The sequence below is a fragment of the Lentzea flava genome, from assembly GCF_014648475.1.
Lineage (GTDB): Bacteria > Actinomycetota > Actinomycetes > Mycobacteriales > Pseudonocardiaceae > Lentzea > Lentzea flava.
Genome location: NZ_BMRE01000001.1, coordinates 802850 through 821434, shown reverse-complemented (window position 1 = coordinate 821434; position 18585 = coordinate 802850). Strand labels below are relative to the sequence as shown.

The window sequence follows — 18585 nt, the reverse complement described above, 5'->3', positions numbered from 1 at the left end:
GCCGACATTGCCATGATCGAGAACGCTGAACCCGGCAAAACCGGCGTGGGCCGCCAGGTCGTTCGCAGGAGTTCAGCCACCGTTCACGCGGCGCCACCGCGTCGGGCTCATGCCGTGCAGCTTGCCGAACGTGCGGGCGAAGTACCCTGCGTCGGGGAAGCCCACCTGCCGCCCGATGTCGCCGATCGGCAGCTCGGTGACGGTCAGCAGGCGCCTGGCCTGGACCATCCGGCGTTCGGTGATCCACTCCTGCACCGTGCGCCCGGTCCGCTTGCGCACCGTGGACGTCAGGTGGCCGGGGGAGATGCGCACGGCCGCCGCCACCTCGCGCAGCGACAACGGCTCCTGGTAGCGCCGCTCGATCACGTCGAACACCTCGGCGAGCAGTGGTTCCGCGTTCTCCCGCAGGTCGCCGACCACGTCCGCGGCCAGCCGGGACACTCCGACCAGCAGCAGCACCAGATGCGCCGACACGGCCTCGCGGTAGCCGTCGCGGCGGTGCGTCAGCTCGTCGTGCAGCGCCTCGATGCGGGCGGTCCAGTCGTCGCGGTCCTGCGGGGGCACCTTGAGCCGCAACGCGGTGACCGCGCCGCCGCGCACGAACGGGAACAGCAACGGATGCGTGCGCCACGCCAGGTGGGCGCCGGGGGTGTCCGGGCCGAGCGCGTCGGCGGTGAAGAACACGCCCCAGCCCTGCGCGCCGACGAGGTCGTCGCGGTTGGACTGGCCCATCACGTCGCCGGGTGCGATCACGAACAGGTCGCCCGCCTCGACGTGCCTGACCTGCTTGCCGTGGCGGACGATTCCGCCGTCCGCCCAGAAGTAGGCCAGGCCGGGGAAGTCGTGGGAGTGCGCCTCGAAGGCGCCGTTGATCTCGGCGTCGTGTTCGAGCCGCATGGCCGACACGGCCAGCTCGCCGGGCGCCGGTTGCCACCGGTAGGTCGCGGGCTCGCCGTGCAGCGGTGATCGCCTGGTTCGCACCGTCAAATCGTCCCACTCAAACCGCGAATCGGCACAGAAACCAGGCAGAAGTCCCGGTCAGAATGAGTTCATGACCGAAATATCGTCCCAGGAGCGGGACTACCTGCCGGGCATGGGGAAGCACTACCTGCTGCCGCTCTACGACGTGGTGCACCGGGTTTCCGCGCTGCGCGGGGTGCACGAACAGATGATCGCGCTGGCCGGGCTGAGGGACGGCCACCGCCTGCTCGACGTGGGCTGCGGAACGGGAAACCTGTTGCGCGCCACGGGAAAGCGGCATCGCAACGTCGAGCTCTTCGGTCTGGATCCCGATCTGAAGATGCTCGCCAGAGCCGAGCGGAAGTTCCGGCGGGACGGCCTGACGGTGCGGCTGGACCGCGGGTACGCCCAGGAGCTGCCGTATCCCGACCACTCGTTCGACCGGGTTTTCTCCAGCCTGGCGCTGCACCACCTGGACACCGCGTCGAAGGACGAGATGCTCGCCGAGGTGCGCCGCGTGCTCAAGCCCGACGGTCTGCTGGTCCTCGCCGACGCCGTGCTGCACGACCACAAGCACGAACACCTGCGGGACAACGTCGGTGACGCGGTGTCGAAGCGGATCGCCGCGGCGGGGTTCACCGTCGAGCCGACGCGGATGAAGAAGCTGCGGTTCTTCGGCGAGGTCGGCATCGAGGTCGCGAGAGTCCACTAGCGACTCCGTCCATTGTCGACCGATTGAAGGCGCACGATGTTGCTTGTGCGCCAACCGTTCCGGTATTTCCCGAACTTGAGGGATACCCGCGAACGAGGGCGGGTTCTCATCTACGCTGCGCGCCGTGACAGATGCGACGGGAAGTCTGGTGGCCCAGCGCTACCGGCTCGTTCAGGTGATCGGCACCGGCGGCATGGGCCGGGTGTGGCTCGGTCGTGACGAGGTCATCGGCCGCGAGGTCGCCATCAAGGAACTGCTGCTGCCCGCCGGTCTCGACGCGCAGCAGCGGGCGTTGCTGTGCCAGCGCGCGATGCGCGAGGCGCAGCTGGCCGGTCAGCTGAACCACCCCGGCATCGTCACGGTGCACGACGTGGTCGAGTACAACGGCACCCCCATGATCGTGATGGAGTACGTGCGGGGCGGGTCGCTGTCCGACGCGATCAAGGCCCGCGGTGCGCTGCCCGTCGACCAGGTGGCCCACGTCGCGAACGCGATGCTGAGCGCGTTGCGGGTGGCGCACCAGGCCGGGATCGTGCACCGGGATCTCAAGCCCGCCAACGTGTTGCTGTCCGGCGAGCGCGTCGTGATCACCGACTTCGGCATCGCGCGGCTCACCGGCGACGTCCCGCTGACCACGGACGGCTCGATCGTCGGCACTCCGGCGTACATGGCGCCGGAGCAGGGCACGGGCGCGCCGATCACCCCGGCGACCGACATGTGGTCGCTCGGCGCCACCCTGTACGCCGCCGTGGAGGGCAGACCCCCGTTCCAGGGGCCGGACTTCATGACGACGCTGTCGATGCTGCTGACCCAGGAGCCGCCGCCCCCGGTGCGCGCCGGGTACCTCTCGTCGCTGCTGGGCGGGTTGCTGCGCAAGAACCCGGCCGAGCGCGCGTCCGCGGACCAGGCGCTGGCGTTGCTGGCCGGTGCGCCTGTCGTGCTGCCGGCGGCCAAGTCCGGTGTCAGCAGACGCACGGTGCTGCTCGCCGGCGCGGGTGCCGTCGCGGCGATCGGCGGCGGCACCGCGTGGTGGCTCGGCTCGCGGAGCAACCAGGGTGACGCGGCGGAACTGCCCACCAGCAACGACAAGAAGGCCTCCACCAAGGAGGGCGGCTCCGAGCAGCCGACGCCCTCGTCCGGGGCTCGGCCGGAGGACATCACCGAGCACCTCCAGCTGTCCGGCCACGAGGACACGGTCACGTCGATCGCGTGGAGTCCGGACGGCAAGATCCTGGTCAGCGGCGACGACGGCATCGACGGCGCCGTGGTCCGCATCTGGGACACCGAGACCGGAAAGCTGCTCGGCACGGTCCAGAACCCGGACGGCCCCGGCGGCGCCTCGGCGTGCGCGGTGGCGATCAGCCCAGACGGCAGGATCCTCGCGGCGGGCGGCAACCGCACCGGCGACAGCACCACGTACCTGTGGAACCTCGCCGACCGCACCCAGATCGGCACGCTGGAGGACGCCAGGTCGATCATGAAGTGCCTGCGGTTCCACCCGGACGGCAAGACGATCGTCGGCCTGACCCACACCGGCGGCCTCAAAGTGTGGGACGTCGCGACCCGCAAGGTCAAGATCGGCCTGACCGACGCCCACGGCGGCGACGACCTCGCGTTCAGCCCGGACGGCAAGCTGCTCGCCCACGGCGGCACCAAGTTCCAGGAGATCAAGCTCGTCGACCCGGCCACCGGCAGGACGGTCAGGACCATCAACGACTCGACCGCGAGCGGTGTGGCGTTCTCCCCGGACGGCAAGACCCTCGCGGTCCCCGACGACGACGGCACGAACAGCCTGCAGCTCTGGGACGTCGCGACCGGTCAGAGCAAGGCCGTCTTCGACCGCACCGAGGGCGACGACATCATCACGAAGGCTCTGTACCACCCGGACGGCAAGACCCTCGCGACCTGGGGCCACGGCAACGCCGTGCAGCTGTGGGACGTGGCCTCGAAGTCCGTGCGCGCCATGGTCGTCGGTGCCGCCGGGCGGATCGAGACCGTGGCGTTCGACCCGAAGGGGGAGCGGATCGCCTGCGCCGGTGCGGACAAGTCGATCCGGATCTGGAAGCTGAAGCAGCGGTAGTGGTCCGTTCCGGCCGCATCGCTTGCCTCGGGCTGTCGCGCGGTGTTTGGGTTGATGTGTGGAGGGCGAATACGGGCCGAGTCCGGCGAAGTGGATCCGCGACCAGGTCGAGCTGTACGAGAGTTCGGGCGGCACGCAGGGCACGACGCTGTGGGACACTGGCCTGCCCGTTGTCATCATGACGACGCGGGGCGCGAAGACCGGCAAGATCCGCAAGGTCCCGCTGATGCGCGTGGAGCACGACGGGCGGTACGCGGCCGTGGCCTCGAAGGGCGGGTTCCCGCGGCATCCGGTCTGGTACTTCAACCTCAAGGCCGACCCGCACGTGCAGCTTCAGGACGGGCCGGTGCGCCGGGAGATGACGGCCCGCGAGCTCACCGGAGCCGAGAGGGCCGAGTGGTGGGAACGCGCGGTCGCCGCGTACCCGGCGTACGCCGAGTACCAGGAGAAGACCGACCGCGTGATCCCCGTCTTCGTCCTGGAACCCTAGAGCGCTTCGAGTTCGGCCACGTCGATGCCGTGCCGGTCGAGCGTGTCCGCGAACGCCTCGATGGCGTTGTCGAGGATCCACTCGCACCTGGCCATCAGCGCGGCGCCCTCCGCCGTGCGGAACGCGGGGATCGTCGCGGTGAGGCGGGCCGACATCGGCCACTCGTTGTCGTACTGCCAGAGCTCACCGCTCGGCGTCAGGAGGATTCCGGCGTCCTTGAGCACGCCGGGATGCCCCGCGCTCGGCGTCCTCGTCGTCAGCACGAGCCAGCCGGCCGCGATCCGGACCTTGTGCTCACCGGCCCGGTCGAACAGCGTCTGGTCGGCCGGGACGTCGTGGCGCGTCAGCAGAGTCGCGACCTTCTTCGCCCACGCCGAGATCGTCGCCGAGCGTTCCGCCCACGCCGCCGCGGCGGCCTCGTCGGCACGCCTGCGTTCCCTCATGAAGGCCACCAGATCGTCCATGACCTCAGACCGTAGCGTCACGCGGTCGTCACAAAACGTGGTGATCGACTGAAACGCGCGGTTCCTAGCGTCAGGGTTCATGACCGTTGACGAGGTACGGGCACCGGTACGCGAAGCGTCCAGGGAGACGCTCGAGGACTACACCCTGCGGTTCGCGCCGCGCACGTACCGGCGGTGGACGCCCGCGGTGGTCGGGGCGTCGGCGCTGGGCGGCATCGCCTACATGGCGGACTTCTCGATCGGCGCCGGGATCGGCCTCACGCACGGCACCGGGAACGCGTTGCTGGCCATCGTGTTCGCCGCGGTCGTCATCTTCGTGACCGGGTTTCCGCTGGCCTACTACGCGGCCAGGTACAACATCGACCTCGACCTGATCACCCGCGGTTCCGGGTTCGGCTATTACGGGTCGGTGCTCACGAGCGTTATCTTCGCGAGCTTCACGTTCATCTTCTTCGCGCTCGAAGGCTCGATCATGGCGCAGGGCCTGCGGTACGCGCTGGGCCTGCCGTTGTGGCTGGGTTACGCGACCTCGACGCTGGTGATCATCCCGCTGGTGATCTACGGGATGAAGGTGCTCGCGAAGCTGCAGAGCTGGACGAACCCGTTGTGGCTGCTGCTGATGGTCGCGCCGCTGGTCTTCCTGATCGTCGAGGACCCGGACTCGGTGCAGCGCTGGCTCTCCTACGGGGACAACGGGGTGAGCACGGCAGCGGTGATGCTGGGCGCGGGCGTGTGCCTGTCGTTGATGGGGCAGATCGGCGAGCAGATCGACTACCTGCGGTTCATGCCGCCGCGGACCGACGAGAACCGGCGGGCCTGGTGGACCGCGACGATTCTGGCCGGGCCCGGCTGGGTCGTGTTCGGCGCGCTCAAGCAGGCGATCGGCGTGTTCATGGCCGTCTACGTGCTCGACGCCGTCGGCGCGGTCGCCGCGGTCGAGCCGATCGAGCAGTTCACCGGGGTGTTCAAGCAGTTCATGCCGCCGTGGCTGGTGGTGCCGCTGGCGTTGGTGCTCGTCGTGCTGAGCCAGGTGAAGATCAACGTCACCAACGCCTACTCCGGCTCGCTGGCCTGGACGAACTCGTTCACCCGTGTCACCAAGCGGTATCCCGGGCGGCTGGTGTTCGTGCTGGTGAACCTCGCGATCGCGCTGGTGCTGATGGAAGCGGACATGTTCAGCTTCCTGAACAAGCTGCTGAGCTTCTACTCCAACTGCGCGATGGCGTGGGTCGTCACCGTCGCCACCGACATCGCGATCAACAAGTACGTGCTGAAGCTGTCGCCGAAGCAGCCGGAGTTCCGCCGCGGCATGCTGTACGCGGTCAACCCGGTCGGCGTCGGGTCGTTCCTCGCGTCGTCGATCCTGTCCATCTCCGTCTACTTCGGACTGTTCGGCGCGGCCATCCAGCCGTACTCGCCGCTCGTCGCGGTCGGCATCCCGGTCGTGCTCACGCCGTTGCTCGCGGTGCTCACTCGCGGCCGTTTCTACCTGCGCCGCACCGACGACGGCATCTCCGAACCGCTGCTCGACGCCGGTGGCAACCCGAGCGGCACGCCGTACGACTGCGTGGTGTGCGGGAAGTCGTACGAGCGGCCGGACATGACGGCCAGCGCGCTCGGCGGGACGATCTGCTCGTTGTGCCTGAGCACGGACCGCGACGGGCGGCACGTGCTGCCTGCCTGACCCCCTCCACGGGCGAGGTCCGTCCTCATCAGACAAACTGCACGTCATGCAGGAACTGGCTTTGCTCGCCGTCGCGGCCGTGCTGATCATCGTGGCGGTGTCGTACCTCGCGCCCAAGCTGAGCGTGGCGGCGCCTGTGCTGCTGGTGCTCGTCGGCATGGGGTGCAGTCAGCTGCCCGGCGCGCTGCGGGTGTTCGTCGAGCCGGAGCTCATCCTGGTGGTCGTGCTGCCGCCGATCCTGTACGCGGCGGCGGTGAACGTGCCGGTGGTGGACTTCCGGCGCAACCTCAAGACCATCGGGGCGTTGTCGGTGCTGCTCGTCGCGGTGTCGGCGTTCGGAACGGGGCTGCTGATCTGGTGGCTGCTGCCGGACATCGGCTTCGCGGCGGCACTGGCGCTGGGTGCGGTGATCAGCCCGCCGGACGCCGTCGCGGCGACGTCGATCGGCAAGCGGCTCGGGTTGCCGCCGCGGCTCGTGACGATCCTGGAAGGTGAGGGCCTGGTCAACGACGCCACCGCGCTGGTGTTGATGCGCACGGCCATCGCCGCGATCGCGACCACCGTGTCGTTCGGCAGCGCTCTCGGCGACTTCGCGTTCGCCGTGGCCGTCGGCATCGCGATCGGCGCCGTCGTCGGCGTCGTGTCGGTGTGGGTGCGCTCGAAGATCCAGAGCCAGCCGGTGCTCACCACCGCGATCTCGTTCGTGGTGCCGTTCCTCGCGTTCATCCCGACCGAGGAGCTGCACGCGTCCGGTGTCATCGCGGTCGTCACGGCCGGCCTGATCACCGGCCACCAGAGCGCCCGGCGGTTCGCCGCGCACGACCGGATCTCCGAACGCACGAACTGGCGCACGATCCAGTTGCTGCTGGAGAACGGCGTGTTCCTGCTGATGGGCTTCGAGCTCACGTCGGTGGTGAGCGACGTGGCGGACGAGGGCCTGAGCCGGACGCTCGCTCTGGGCCTGCTGGTGACGGCGGCGCTGGTCGTGCTGCGCGTGGCGTTCGTGGTCCCGCTCATCGCGTTGCTGCGCCACCAGCAGAAGCGCGCGGACCGGCTGTCCGGGCGCATGGAGTCGTGGGTGGACAGCTTCACCGCGCGCGGGCCGCGTCCCGGCGAGGAGGAGCGGTTCGACCGCGCCGCGCGTGCCCTCCAGCGCCGCCAGGCCGACATCAACTTCTACGCGAGCGAGGGCCTCGGCTGGCGCGGTGGCGCGGTGCTCGCCTGGTCGGGAATGCGCGGCGTCGTCACCCTCGCCGCGGCCCAGTCGTTGCCGACGGACGTGCCGCACCGGGCCGAGCTGATCCTGGTCGCGTTCACGGTCGCGATCGTCACGCTCGTCGTGCAGGGCGGCTCGCTGCCCCTGGTGATCAGGTGGCTCGGCATCCGCGGCAACGACGAGGAGCACGAGCGCCGCGAGTACGCGCGGCTCGCGGGTGAGCTGATGACCGCGACGCAGGCGTTGCTGGAAAGCCCGTCGCTGGTGCGGGACAACGGCAAGCCGTTCGACGACGAGGTCCTCGACAAGGCCAGGAAGCGCAGTCTCGTCATGAGCGAGGTGATCGACAAGATGGCGGGCGAGCGCGATCCCGACAGCCCCTTGCACCAGCAGCGCGAGCTGCAACGGCTGATGATGGAGGCGCAGCAGAACGCCCTGCTGGACGCCCGCGCGGGTGGGACCTACGGCTCGCACACGCTGGAACGCGCGCAGATCTTCATCGACAGCGCGTCCACCCGGTTCACGGGCTGATCAGAACGGGTCGTCGCGCAACCGGGCCTGCACGTCGACCGTGTTGCTCGGCTGGGCGCCCAGCGTCAACCGCGACACGATCCGGTACCGGTCGCCCCGGTAGATCGAGTGCACGTACTCCACCTGGCGCCCCTCGGCGTCGGTGGTCAGCCGCTCGAACAGCAACGCGGGCGCGAGCACGGGCACGGAGAGCAAGGCCGCCTCCGACTCGTTGGTCACCGTGGGCTCGATCGACTGCACCGCTTCGAGAACGTGCACCCCGTGCTCGCGCAGCCGTTCGTAGAAGTCACCGGACTCCATGTCGTGCAACGTCAGGCCGGGGGCGACGGACGCGGGCACGTGCAGGTACTCGATCGCCATCGGCTCACCGTCGACGAGGCGCAGCCGCGCGATGTAGTGGATCTCCTCGGCGGGCGAGAGGCGCAGCCTGCGGCCGACCCGCGCGCCGGCCGGGATGCGGGCGTGTTCGAGCACCCGCGACTCCCAGGTGCCGCCGGCCTGGGGGAGTGACATGGAACCGGTGCCGGACACCATCTCCTGCGTGATCTTGGCGCGCGCCACGAAGGTTCCCCTGCCGTGCTGGCGGACCAGCAGGCCGGTGTTGACCAGTTCCTCCACGGCCGAGCGGACGGTGGGGCGCGACACCGAGAGCTGCTGGCACAGCACGCGTTCGGCGGGGATCGGGGCTCCCGCCGGGTGGGTCTCGATGAGTTCGAGCAGGTGGTCGCGGACCCGCTCGCGCTTGAGGATCGCTTCGCCCATGCCTCTCCGCTTCGTCGGCGGCCAGTATGGCATACCAGTGGTAAGTAACCACCCCGAACATGATCGGACGCGCTCTCACGCGTGCTAGCAGGGTATTGACGCGAGAAGTGGTCTATGCCACTTTCTACCTCACCTCAGCAGACCTGACCAATTGGTCACATCCCCGGTGAGAGGTGAGTCGTGTCGCGCTCCGCCGTCCTGCTCGTGCTGGCCCTCGCGTTGTCCGCCTGCGGTGCGGAAGCAGGAGGAGGTGAGAAGCAGGAGATCACCGTGTGGCTCATGAAGGACACGGCCACCGACGAGTTCGTGTCGAAGTTCGAGAGCGAGTTCGAGCGTGAGCACACCGGCCTGGACGTGAAGATCCAGATCCAGGAGTGGAACGGCATCACGCAGAAGGTGACCAGTGCGCTGGCCAGCACCGATCCGCCCGACGTGATCGAGGTCGGCAACACCCAGGTCGCGCAGTACGTCGCCAGCAAGGGCGTCACCGATCTGAGCGGCAGGAAGAGCGAGCTGGGCGGCGACGACTGGATTCCCGGCCTCGCCGAACCCGGTGCGGTGGACGGCAAGCAGTTCGGGATCCCGTTCTACGCGGCCAACCGGGTGGTGATCTACCGCAAGGACCTGTTCGAGGCCGCCGGAGTCACGCCACCGAAGACGCGCGACGAGTGGCTCGCCGCCACCGCGAAGCTCGACCAGGGCGACCAGCAGGGCATCTACCTGCCGGGCCAGAACTGGTACACGCTGTCCGGCTTCATCTGGGACGAGGGCGGCGACCTCGCCGAGCAGACCGGCAGCACCTGGAAGGGCTCGCTGAACACACCGGAGGCGTTGGCCGGCATGGACTTCTACCAGAAGCTGCAGGCGCTGGGTGACGGGCCGAAGGACTCCGACGAGGCCAAGCCGCAGCAGACCGACGTCGTGGCGGGTGGCAAGGTCGCGCAGTTCATCGCGGTGCCCGGTGCGGCGAAGCTCGTGGCCAAGGCCAACCCGGACCTCGCCGGCAAGATCGGGTTCTTCCCGATCCCCGGCAAGACCGCGGACAAGCCCGGTGCCGTGTTCACCGGCGGCTCCGACCTGATCATCCCGCTCGCCTCGCAACGGCAGGAGGCGGCCTACGAGGTCGTCAAGGCGCTCGCCGGGGAGAAGTGGCAGGTCGAACTGGCCAAGACGATGAACTACGTGCCGAACCGCAAGGCGCTGGCCAAGGAGGTCGGCGGTGATCCCGGCACGGCGGCGATGGCGGTGGGCGCGGCCAACGGGCACGCCACCCCGAACTCGCCGAACTGGGCGGCGGTCGAGGCGCGCAACCCGATCAAGGAGTTCCAGACGGCCGTCCTGACCGGTGCCGACCCGAAGACAGCCGCCGCCAAGGCCGACGAAGTGATCACCCAAGCGCTCAACTCGGGCAAATGACGTTGCTCGCCGAACGGCCGGTGCGCACCACCGCACCGGCCGTACCGAGACGCCGCAAGCGGGTCGTGCTGCCGTACCTGCTGATCGCACCGACCCTGCTCGCCACCGCGTACCTGCTGCTGTACCCGCTGCTGCGCAACGTGATCATCTCGGTGCAGGAGTTCGGGCTGCCGCAGCTGGTGCGCGGGGACGCGAAGTTCGTCGGGCTCGCCAACTACGCACGGGTGCTCGCCGATCCCGAGTTCTGGGGCGTCGTCTCCAGAACGCTGTGGTTCACCGCGATCAACGTGGTGCTGATCATGGTTCTGTCCACTTTGGTCGCGCTGTTGCTCGTCCGGCTCGGCAAGTGGCTCAGGTTGCTCGTGATGGGCGGTCTCGTGCTCACCTGGGCCACACCGATCATCGCCGCGACGACGGTGTTCCAGTGGCTCTTCCAGTCCCGGCTCGGCGTCGTGAACTGGGCCCTGACCACGCTGGGCTTCGAGGAGTTCCGCGACTACACGTGGTTCGCGGACGGCGAGGCGACGTTCGGGATTCTCGTGACGTTGATCGTGTGGCAGTCGATCCCGTTCGCGGCGCTGTCGCTGTACGCGGCGATGATCACGGTGCCGCAGGAGCTGTACGAGGCCGCGCGGATCGACGGCGCCGGTGCGTGGCGGGTGTTCTCCACCATCACGTTTCCCATGCTCAGGGCCATGTTCGGCCTGATCACGTGCCTGGAGGTGATCTGGGTCGTGAAGGCGTTCGTGCAGATCTGGGTGATCAGCCAGGGCGGTCCCGGCCGGGCGACGACGACGCTGCCGGTGTACGCGTTCCAGGTCGCGCAGTCGTTGCAGCGCTACGACCTGGGCGCGGCCGTGTCGATGCTCATGGTCCTCCTCCTGGTGCTCGCGTTGCTGGCGTACTTCCGCCAGCTCTACCGGCAGGAGCGTGAGGCATGAGCCGAGCCGCCCGCACGGTCGCCGCTCTCGTCGTCTTCATCGTCTCGGTTTTCCCCGTGTACTGGATGGTGCTCACGGCTTTCAAGCCCACCAAGGACATCCAGAGCGCCACACCGACGTTCCTGCCCGCCTCGATCACGTTCGAGCACTTCGGCACGGCGGTCGCGGCGAAGGGCTTCTTCTCGTTCTGGCGCAACAGCCTTCTGGTGGCGGGCGGGGCCGTGCTGCTCGCACTCGTGATCGCCCTGCTCGCGGCGTTCGCGGTGGCCCGGCTGCAGTGGAAGGGCCGCAGGGCGTTCGTGCTCATGGTGTTCATGGCGCAGATGACGCCGTGGGAGGCGCTGCTCATCCCGATCTACGTGATCGCCAGGGACACCGGCATGCTCGACACGCTCTGGATGCTCACGCTCGTCTACTTCATGATCACGCTGCCGTTCACGATCGTGACGCTGCGCGGGTTCCTCGCCGCCATCCCGGTCGACCTGGAGGAGGCCGCGCAGGTCGACGGCTGCTCGCGCGGGCAGGCGTTCCGGCGGGTGGTGTTCCCGCTGCTCGCGCCGGGACTGCTGGCGACGTCGCTGTTCGGGTTCATCACCGCGTGGAACGAGTTCGCCTTCGCCAACGTGCTGATCATCAAGGACCAGGACGACCGCACGCTGCCCGTCTGGCTGTCCTCGTTCAACAACACCTTCGGCACCGACTGGGGCGCCACGATGGCCGCCTCGACGCTGTTCATGCTGCCCGTCCTGCTGATCTTCGTCGTGCTGCAGGGCCGGGTCACCACCGGCATCGTGGGAGGGGCGGTGAAGGGATGATCGTTCCGCTCCCGACCAGGATCGTCCGCCGCGGCAAGGGCTTCACGTTCGACTGCGGCACGACCGTCCGCGTCACGCCCGGCGCCGAACCCGCTGCCCGCCTGCTCCGAGCCCTCCTGCGGCCCGCCACCGGGCTTGCGCTGCCGATCGCCGACCACGGACAGGTCGTCATCGCGCTCGACGCCAGACTCGTCGGGCTCGGCGCGGAGGGCTACGCGCTGACCGTCAACGAACACGGCCTCCTGCTGCGCGCGGGCACCGCGGCCGGGCTGGCGCACGGTGTCCAGACGATCCGCCAGCTCCTGCCGGTGGAGGCGCTGAAGTCCAGCCGGGTGTCCGATGTGGACTGGACGGTGCCTGGCGTCGACATCCGCGACGTGCCGAGGCTGCCGTGGCGGGGGTTCATGCTCGACGTCGCCAGGCACTTCCAGCCGGTGCACGTGCTGCGCAGGGTCGTCGACCTGATGGCCTTGCACAAGCTGAACGTCCTGCACCTGCACCTCACCGACGACCAGGGCTGGCGCCTGCCGATCCCGAGCCACCCGCTGCTGACCTCGGTCGGCGGCTGGCGGGCGGAGACCAACGGCGACGGCGTCCCGCACGGCGGTGCCTACACCCGCGGTGAACTGGAAAGCCTCGTCGCGCACGCGGCCGCACGCGGCATCCGGGTCATGCCGGAGATCGAGATGCCCGGTCACGCCCGCGCGGCCCTCGCGGCCTACCCGGACCTGGGTGTCGCGCCCGAGCCGCTGCCGGTCTGGACGCGCTGGGGCATCAGCGATTCCGCGTTCGGCCTGCACGCACTCGGGTTCGTCCGCGAGGTGCTGGCCGAGGTCCTGGAGGTGTTTCCCGGCCAGTACGTGCACCTCGGCGGCGACGAGTGCCTGCTGCCGGAGGACGTCCACGGCAGGTTTCTCCGGCAGGCGGGCAAATACCTGCTGGACCGCGGCCGCACCCCGGCCGCGTGGGAACCGACGGGTGATCCCCGCGCGGTCGTGATGCCGTGGAAGGACGAATCACAGGCGGCCGCCGCGCTGGAACGCGGCCAACCCGTCGTAATGGCCCCGCACACGTCCACCTACCTCGACTACCCGCAGTCCGACGGCGCGCACGAACCACCCGGCCAGCCCGGCCACGTCGTGACCAGCCGCGACGTGTACCACGTGCCGTTGCCCGACGGCGTGCTCGGCGCCCAGTGCCAGCTGTGGACCGAGCACGCCCGCACCAGGGAACACCTGGAGTACCTGGCCTTTCCCCGTCTCGTCGCACTGGCCGACACCCTCTGGTCGCAGCGTCCCGAGTGGAAGGGCTTCACCACGCGGATGCGTCACCACGCATCAAGGCTCGCCGCACTGTCCATCCCTGCCGAAGTGAGGAGAGAACCTTGCGAGCACTCCTAGCCGTGTCCTGCGCGGCCGTGGCGGTGGCCGCGCTGGCGGTGGCGCCCAGCGCCTTCGCGGCCGACGCGATCACCGCCCAGTACCGGACCAGCGCGTCCGGTGCGACCACCGACCAGGCCGAACCCTGGTTCAAGCTGGTCAACTCCGGCACCACGACCGTGCCGCTGGCGGAGGTGAAGATCCGCTACTACTTCCGCAGCGAGACCCCGGACGTCGGCTACCGGTTCGCCTGTTCCTGGGCGGTGCGCGGCTGCGCCAACGTCACCGGCACGTTCGGCACACTGACCGGTGGCGCGGCCGACCGCTACCTGGAGGTCGGCTTCACCGGCGGCGCGGGCAATTTGGCTCCCGGCGGCGACTCCGGCGACCTGCAGCTGCGGTTCTGGCGCACCAACTGGGGCCCGATCACGCAGTCCGACGACTACTCGTTCCGCGGTGAGAGCACCTACTCGGCGTGGTCCAAGGTGACCGTGTACCGCGGCGGCACGTTGCTGTGGGGCACCCCGCCCGGCGGCAGCCCGCCGACCACGACGACCACGACGTCGACCCCGCCGAACCCCAACGGCCCCGCCATGTTCGACGACTTCAGCTACACCAGCTCCAGCGACGCGCGGATCGGCCAGCGCGGCTGGACGGTCAGGTCGGGCGGCGGCGGACCCGGTGTGCCGGGCGCCGAGTGGGACCCGTCGCGCGTGACGTTCCCGACCGTCGACGGGTCGAAGGTGCTGCGCCTCGACTCGTGGAACAACGGTTCCGCCGCAAAGCAGACCGAGGTGTTCCACCAGCGCAAGTTCTTCGAGGGCACCTACGCGGCGAGGGTGAAGTTCAGCGACGCGCCCGTCTTCGGCCCGGACGGCGACCACGTCGTGCAGACGTTCTTCACCATCACGCCGTTGAACGCGCCGATGGACCCGAACTACGGCGAGATCGACTTCGAGTACCTGCCCAACGGCGGCTGGGGCGAACCGTCGAACATCATGTTCGAGACCACGTGGGAGACCTACCAGGCCGACCCGTGGGTGTCCGACAACGTCCACAACGAGCAGCGCGTCAGCTACTCGGGATGGCACGACCTCGTCTTCCAGGTCGGCGGCGGCCGCGTGAAGTACTTCATCGACGGCGTGCTCGTCGCCGACCACGGCGACAGGTACTACCCGGAGACGCCGATGTCGATCAACTTCAACCTGTGGTTCATCTCGGGCGGCCTGCAGGGCAGCAGCGCCGAGCGGGCCTACCAGCAGGACGTCGACTACGTGTACTTCGCCAAGGACCAGGTGCTGAGCCCGGCCCAGGTGAAGACGGCGGTGCAGAACTACCGCAACGCCGGTGTGGAGCACGTCGACAACGTTTAGAGCAGCTTGTCCAATGTGATCGGCAGATCGCGAACCCGGACACCCGTCGCGTGGTGAACGGCGTTCGCGATCGCGCCGGCCACGCCCACGATGCCGAGCTCCCCGATGCCCTTGGCGCCGAGCCCGCTCACCAGCGGATCCGGGCGGTCCAGGAACCGGACGTCGATCTTCGGAATGTCCGCGTGCACCGGCACGAGGTAGGAGGCGAGGTTGGCGTTGGCGAAACGGCCCGTGGCGTGGTCGACCTCGGTGGCCTCCAGCAGCGCCTGTCCGATGCCCATCACCACCGCGCCCTGGATCTGGCTGCGGGCCGCCTTGGCGTTGACGATCGTGCCCGCGTCGCACACGGACAGCCAGCGCGTGACACGCGGTTCACCGGTCAGCCGATGCACGCGCACCTCGCAGAAGTGCGCGCCGAACGAGCGGTAGCCGTGTTCCGGGTCGACGAGCCGGGGCGAGGTGCCGACCGCCTCGACGCCACCGACGTCGCACGTCGTGAGCAGCGTGCCGAAGCTCATCGTCACGCCGCCGGACGACACGCTGCCGTCGCGGTAGACGACCGACGCGGGATCCTTGCCGTGGAACGGAGAACGCGGGTTCGTGACCGCGAGGGTGATCAGTTCGGTCTGCACGGCCTTGGCCGCCAGCTGCACCGCGGGTCCGTTGGTGCCCGTCGAGGTCGACCCGCCGGCGTTCGCCGCGGCGGGGGAGGTGGAGTCGCCGAGCTCGGGCCGCACGCGCGAGACCGGGAGGCCCAGCTCGTCGGCGGCCAGGATCGCGAACACGGTGTACTGGCCGGTGCCCAGGTCGGCGGCGGTGCCGGAGACGGACGCGGTGCCGTCGGGGTGCAGCCGGACCTTGACGGACGCCTGGCCGCGGCCCGCGCCGTAGGTGGCGGTGGCCATGCCGGTGCCGACGAGCCAGTCGCCATCGACCGTCGCGCGCACCTTCTTCGGCCGCTTCGCCCAGCCGAACTCCTCGGCCCCGATCCGGTAGCACTCGTCGAGGTGCTTGCTGGACCACGGTTTCCCGGTGTTGGGCACCAGGGTGGCGTAGTTGCGCAGCCGCATCTCGACCGGGTCGATCCCGAGCTGCCCGGCGAGCTCGTCCATCGCGCTCTCCAACGCGAACGAGCCGTTGGCCTCGCCCGGTGCCCGCATCACGGTCGCCGCGCCCAGGTTGAGCGGCACGATCATCTTGGTGACGCGGATGTTCGGGCTCGCGTAGGTGGTGAGCGTCCAGTTCGCGACGGACTCCGACCAGTTGCCGCCGAGGCCGCGGCTCGTCACGCCGTCGTTGACGATCGACGTGAGCTTGCCGTCGGCCGTGCACGTCATCGTGAGGGTTTGCTTGGTCATCGGCCGATGTCCCGCCATCGCGAACACCTGCTCGCGGGTCAGCACCGCCTTGACCGGCCGGCCCAGCGCCCTGGCCGCGGCGCACGCCAGCGGCACCTGCGCCCAGTTGCCCCACTTGCCGCCGAACCCGCCACCGACGTGCGGGCTGAGCACGTGGATCTTCGCCGGGTCGATGCCGAGCGTCTCGGACAGCCTGCGCTGCACCAGGAGCGCGCCCTGCGAGACCGTGTAGACGGTCAGGTGGTCGCCGTTCCAGGTCGCTACGGTCGCGTGCGGTTCCATCGCGCAGTGGTGCTGGAACGGCGTGGTGTAGCTCGCGGTGAAGGTGATGTCGCCCAGGTCCTGCGTGCCGACGACCTCCTCCACCTCCTCGAACTTCCGCACGGTGCGGCCGGGGAACTCCGTGACCGGCGGCTGCTGCTGGTAGGTGGCGGTGACCAGGCCGGCGGCGTCACGGGCCTGCTCCCAGGTCTCCGCGACGACGAACCCGATGGCCTGGCCGAAGAACCGCACCTCCCGGTCCTGCAACGGCGGGAAGCGCTCGTCGTTCTGCTCCTGGACGTACGCGAAGAGCTTGAGCGGGTTGAACGGCGTGTACACGGCCAGCACGCCGGGGGACGCCAGCGCCGCGTCCGTGTCCATCGCGGTGACGGATCCCTTGCCGATGGTGCTCGTGATCAGGTAGCCGTAGGCGACACCGGGGATCTTGGTGTCGGCGGCGTAGGGCGCGGCGCCGGTGACCTTGATGCGGCCGTCGACGCGGTCGACGGGCTGTCCGATCATCGCACACCCGCCGCGTCGAGCAGGGCCCTGACGATCGAGCGCTTGAGCAGGCTGGTCTTGAACGCGTTGTGCGCCAGCGGCCTTGCACCGTCCACAGCGGACTCGGCCGCATCGGCGAACGTTCTCTCCACCGCCACACCGCCCTTCAGCGCCTCTTCGACGGCGCGCAGCCGCCACGGTTTCGTCCCCACGCCGCCTGCCGCGAGCCTGACGTCCTGGACGACACCGCGTTTGACGTCGACCGCCGCCGCGACGGACGTGAGCGCGAACTCGTAGGACTGCCGGTCACGGATCTTGAGGTAGGTGGAGTGCCTGGCCCAGGGCAGCACCGGCACGACGACCTCGGCGATCAGCTCACCCGGTCCGAGCACGTTCTCGCGATCCGGCGTGCTGCCCGGCAGGAGGTAGAAGTCCTCCAGCGCAACGGTTCTGCCGCCGTCCTTGCCGCGCAGCACGACCTGGGCTCCGAGCGCGACGAACGCGACGGCGACGTCGCTCGCGTGGGTCGCGACGCACGAGTCGCTGGTGCCGAGGATCGCGTGCCCCCGGTTCACGCCGGTCAGCGCGGGACACCCGCTGCCGGGCCGCCGCTTGTTGCACGCCGAGGTGACGTCGCGGAAGTAGTCGCACCGCGTGCGCTGCATCAGGTTTCCGCCGATGCTCGCCATGTTCCGCAGCTGGCCGGACGCGCTGAGCAACAGCGCTTTCGAGATCATCGGGTGGACTGCTCTGACGACGGGATGCGCGGCCACGTCGCTCATCCGTTCCAGCGCACCGATCCGCAGCCCGCCCGCGTGCAGCCGAATGCCCTTGAGCGGCAGGGAGTTGACGTCGATCACCCGGTCCGGCGTCAGGACGTCGAGCTTCATCAGGTCGACCAGCGTCGTGCCGCCGGCGAGGAACGCGGACCCCGGCCGCGCGAGCTTCAGGGCGTCGTCGACGGTGGACGCCGTGGCGTAGTCGAACGCGCGCATCAGCTCTCCCTGGCCTGCTTGATCGCCGCGAGGATGTTCGGATACGCGCCGCACCGGCAGATGTTGCCGGACATGGCTTCCCGGATCTGGTCGTCCGTGCGGACCTCGCGCTCCTCGACGACCTCGACCGCCGACATGATCTGGCCGGACGTGCAGAACCCGCACTGGAACCCGTCGTGCTCGATGAACGCCCGCTGGACGGGATGCAGCTCGTCACCGTCCGAGATGCCCTCGATCGTCGTGACGTCCTTGCCCTGCACCGTCACCGCGAGCGTCAGGCACGACAGCACGCGCCGGTCGTCGACGTGCACCGTGCACGCGCCGCACTGGCCGCGGTCGCAGCCCTTCTTCGTGCCGGTGAGCTGAAGTCGTTCCCGCAGCGCGTCGAGCAGCGTCACGCACGGATCGAGGCTGAGCCTGCGCCGCTCACCGTTGACCCGGAACGCCACGTCGACGAGGCCGGTGTCGTTGGCCGGTGCGGCGATCGCCTCCGCCAGTGGTGAGGTCAGTGCGACTCCGGCCGAGACCGCCGCCGCCCGACCGAAGAACTGCCGCCTGCTGGTTGTCATGTGACCCCCTGTGCTCGGGGTCACACAAGCAGTATTGCTCCGATGGGTCAACGCCCAATGTGCCGAATCCGGCCGGTA

Annotated in this window: 16 protein-coding genes; 10 read left to right on the top strand and 6 right to left on the bottom strand. The window is 69.3% G+C overall.

The window, feature by feature from the left end:
• Positions 1 to 72: 72 nt before the first annotated feature.
• Complete coding sequence (locus IEZ09_RS04000; protein WP_229812216.1) at positions 73 to 981, bottom strand: AraC family transcriptional regulator; 909 nt, start codon at positions 979 to 981, stop codon at positions 73 to 75.
• A 70-nt stretch (positions 982 to 1051) separates the two neighbouring features.
• On the opposite strand from IEZ09_RS04000, the gene IEZ09_RS03995 reads away from it, so the two are divergent.
• The 3 genes from IEZ09_RS03995 to IEZ09_RS03985 all read left to right on the top strand — a co-directional run bounded on the left by IEZ09_RS03995 (position 1052) and on the right by IEZ09_RS03985 (position 4242).
• Positions 1052 to 1672 (top strand): class I SAM-dependent methyltransferase, encoded by a 621-nt coding sequence (locus tag IEZ09_RS03995; RefSeq protein ID WP_189252115.1) that lies wholly within the window; start codon positions 1052 to 1054, stop codon positions 1670 to 1672.
• Between the two features lie 124 nt (positions 1673 to 1796).
• Complete coding sequence (locus IEZ09_RS03990) at positions 1797 to 3752, top strand: WD40 repeat domain-containing serine/threonine protein kinase (RefSeq protein WP_189252114.1); 1956 nt, start codon at positions 1797 to 1799, stop codon at positions 3750 to 3752.
• A 58-nt stretch (positions 3753 to 3810) separates the two neighbouring features.
• The gene (locus IEZ09_RS03985) at positions 3811 to 4242 is read left to right on the top strand and encodes a nitroreductase family deazaflavin-dependent oxidoreductase (protein WP_189252113.1); all 432 of its coding nucleotides are present in this window, start codon (positions 3811 to 3813) and stop codon (positions 4240 to 4242) included.
• On the opposite strand, the gene IEZ09_RS03980 is transcribed toward IEZ09_RS03985, so the two are convergent.
• Positions 4239 to 4706: a hypothetical protein gene (locus IEZ09_RS03980; RefSeq protein ID WP_189252112.1), complete on the bottom strand. Its 468-nt coding sequence runs from the start codon at positions 4704 to 4706 to the stop codon at positions 4239 to 4241. The two genes, IEZ09_RS03985 and IEZ09_RS03980, sit on opposite strands and share 4 nt — an antisense overlap.
• 79 nt (positions 4707 to 4785) lie before the next feature.
• Here IEZ09_RS03980 and IEZ09_RS03975 point away from each other — a divergent pair, with 79 nt between their 5' ends.
• On the top strand, positions 4786 to 6390 hold the full coding sequence (locus IEZ09_RS03975; RefSeq protein WP_189252111.1) for a purine-cytosine permease family protein: 1605 nt from the start codon (positions 4786 to 4788) through the stop codon (positions 6388 to 6390).
• Positions 6391 to 6436: 46 nt separating this feature from the next.
• Positions 6437 to 8137 (top strand): cation:proton antiporter, encoded by a 1701-nt coding sequence (locus tag IEZ09_RS03970; RefSeq protein ID WP_189252110.1) that lies wholly within the window; start codon positions 6437 to 6439, stop codon positions 8135 to 8137.
• On the opposite strand, the gene IEZ09_RS03965 is transcribed toward IEZ09_RS03970, so the two are convergent.
• The gene (locus tag IEZ09_RS03965; RefSeq protein WP_189252109.1) at positions 8138 to 8899 is read right to left on the bottom strand and encodes a GntR family transcriptional regulator; all 762 of its coding nucleotides are present in this window, start codon (positions 8897 to 8899) and stop codon (positions 8138 to 8140) included. It lies immediately after the preceding gene.
• A 180-nt stretch (positions 8900 to 9079) separates the two neighbouring features.
• Between IEZ09_RS03965 and IEZ09_RS03960 the strand changes: the two genes are divergently transcribed.
• The 5 genes from IEZ09_RS03960 to IEZ09_RS03940 are packed head-to-tail and all read left to right on the top strand — an operon-like array spanning position 9080 to position 14823.
• Entirely contained in the window at positions 9080 to 10315 is a 1236-nt protein-coding gene (locus tag IEZ09_RS03960; protein WP_229812215.1) for an extracellular solute-binding protein, read from the top strand.
• Positions 10312 to 11256 (top strand): carbohydrate ABC transporter permease, encoded by a 945-nt coding sequence (locus tag IEZ09_RS03955; protein WP_189252108.1) that lies wholly within the window; start codon positions 10312 to 10314, stop codon positions 11254 to 11256. The genes IEZ09_RS03960 and IEZ09_RS03955 overlap by 4 nt, the downstream gene beginning before the upstream one ends.
• Positions 11253 to 12071 carry a carbohydrate ABC transporter permease gene (locus IEZ09_RS03950; protein ID WP_189252107.1) on the top strand — a complete coding sequence of 273 codons (819 nt, stop codon included), beginning with the start codon at positions 11253 to 11255 and terminating at the stop codon, positions 12069 to 12071. The genes IEZ09_RS03955 and IEZ09_RS03950 overlap by 4 nt, the downstream gene beginning before the upstream one ends.
• The gene (locus IEZ09_RS03945; RefSeq protein ID WP_189252106.1) at positions 12068 to 13471 is read left to right on the top strand and encodes a beta-N-acetylhexosaminidase; all 1404 of its coding nucleotides are present in this window, start codon (positions 12068 to 12070) and stop codon (positions 13469 to 13471) included. The genes IEZ09_RS03950 and IEZ09_RS03945 overlap by 4 nt, the downstream gene beginning before the upstream one ends.
• Positions 13456 to 14823, top strand: a complete 1368-nt coding sequence (locus IEZ09_RS03940; protein WP_189252105.1) for a cellulose binding domain-containing protein — start codon at positions 13456 to 13458, stop codon at positions 14821 to 14823. The genes IEZ09_RS03945 and IEZ09_RS03940 overlap by 16 nt, the downstream gene beginning before the upstream one ends.
• Here IEZ09_RS03940 and IEZ09_RS03935 read toward each other — a convergent pair.
• Genes IEZ09_RS03935 through IEZ09_RS03925 form a run of 3 tightly spaced genes read right to left on the bottom strand, consistent with a single transcriptional unit; the run spans position 14820 to position 18507 of the window.
• Complete coding sequence (locus tag IEZ09_RS03935; RefSeq protein WP_189252104.1) at positions 14820 to 16964, bottom strand: xanthine dehydrogenase family protein molybdopterin-binding subunit; 2145 nt, start codon at positions 16962 to 16964, stop codon at positions 14820 to 14822. The genes IEZ09_RS03940 and IEZ09_RS03935 overlap by 4 nt on opposite strands.
• Positions 16961 to 17938 (bottom strand): FAD binding domain-containing protein, encoded by a 978-nt coding sequence (locus tag IEZ09_RS03930; RefSeq protein ID WP_189252103.1) that lies wholly within the window; start codon positions 17936 to 17938, stop codon positions 16961 to 16963. Before IEZ09_RS03930 ends, IEZ09_RS03935 begins: the two co-directional genes overlap by 4 nt.
• Positions 17938 to 18507: a (2Fe-2S)-binding protein gene (locus tag IEZ09_RS03925; protein ID WP_189252102.1), complete on the bottom strand. Its 570-nt coding sequence runs from the start codon at positions 18505 to 18507 to the stop codon at positions 17938 to 17940. Before IEZ09_RS03925 ends, IEZ09_RS03930 begins: the two co-directional genes overlap by 1 nt.
• Positions 18508 to 18585 lie beyond the last annotated feature (78 nt).

What these genes read in the sequence shown, in the direction of transcription:
- IEZ09_RS03995 (WP_189252115.1), top strand. Translation starts at nt 1,052, where the DNA reads ATGACCGAAATATCGTCCCAGGAGCGGGACTACCTGCCGGGCATGGGG.
- IEZ09_RS03980 (WP_189252112.1), bottom strand. Translation starts at nt 4,706, where the DNA reads ATGGACGATCTGGTGGCCTTCATGAGGGAACGCAGGCGTGCCGACGAG.
- IEZ09_RS03975 (WP_189252111.1), top strand. Translation starts at nt 4,786, where the DNA reads ATGACCGTTGACGAGGTACGGGCACCGGTACGCGAAGCGTCCAGGGAG.
- IEZ09_RS03970 (WP_189252110.1), top strand. Translation starts at nt 6,437, where the DNA reads ATGCAGGAACTGGCTTTGCTCGCCGTCGCGGCCGTGCTGATCATCGTG.
- IEZ09_RS03965 (WP_189252109.1), bottom strand. Translation starts at nt 8,899, where the DNA reads ATGGGCGAAGCGATCCTCAAGCGCGAGCGGGTCCGCGACCACCTGCTC.
- IEZ09_RS03955 (WP_189252108.1), top strand. Translation starts at nt 10,312, where the DNA reads ATGACGTTGCTCGCCGAACGGCCGGTGCGCACCACCGCACCGGCCGTA.
- IEZ09_RS03950 (WP_189252107.1), top strand. Translation starts at nt 11,253, where the DNA reads ATGAGCCGAGCCGCCCGCACGGTCGCCGCTCTCGTCGTCTTCATCGTC.
- IEZ09_RS03945 (WP_189252106.1), top strand. Translation starts at nt 12,068, where the DNA reads ATGATCGTTCCGCTCCCGACCAGGATCGTCCGCCGCGGCAAGGGCTTC.
- IEZ09_RS03935 (WP_189252104.1), bottom strand. Translation starts at nt 16,964, where the DNA reads ATGATCGGACAGCCCGTCGACCGCGTCGACGGCCGCATCAAGGTCACC.
- IEZ09_RS03930 (WP_189252103.1), bottom strand. Translation starts at nt 17,938, where the DNA reads ATGCGCGCGTTCGACTACGCCACGGCGTCCACCGTCGACGACGCCCTG.
- IEZ09_RS03925 (WP_189252102.1), bottom strand. Translation starts at nt 18,507, where the DNA reads ATGACAACCAGCAGGCGGCAGTTCTTCGGTCGGGCGGCGGCGGTCTCG.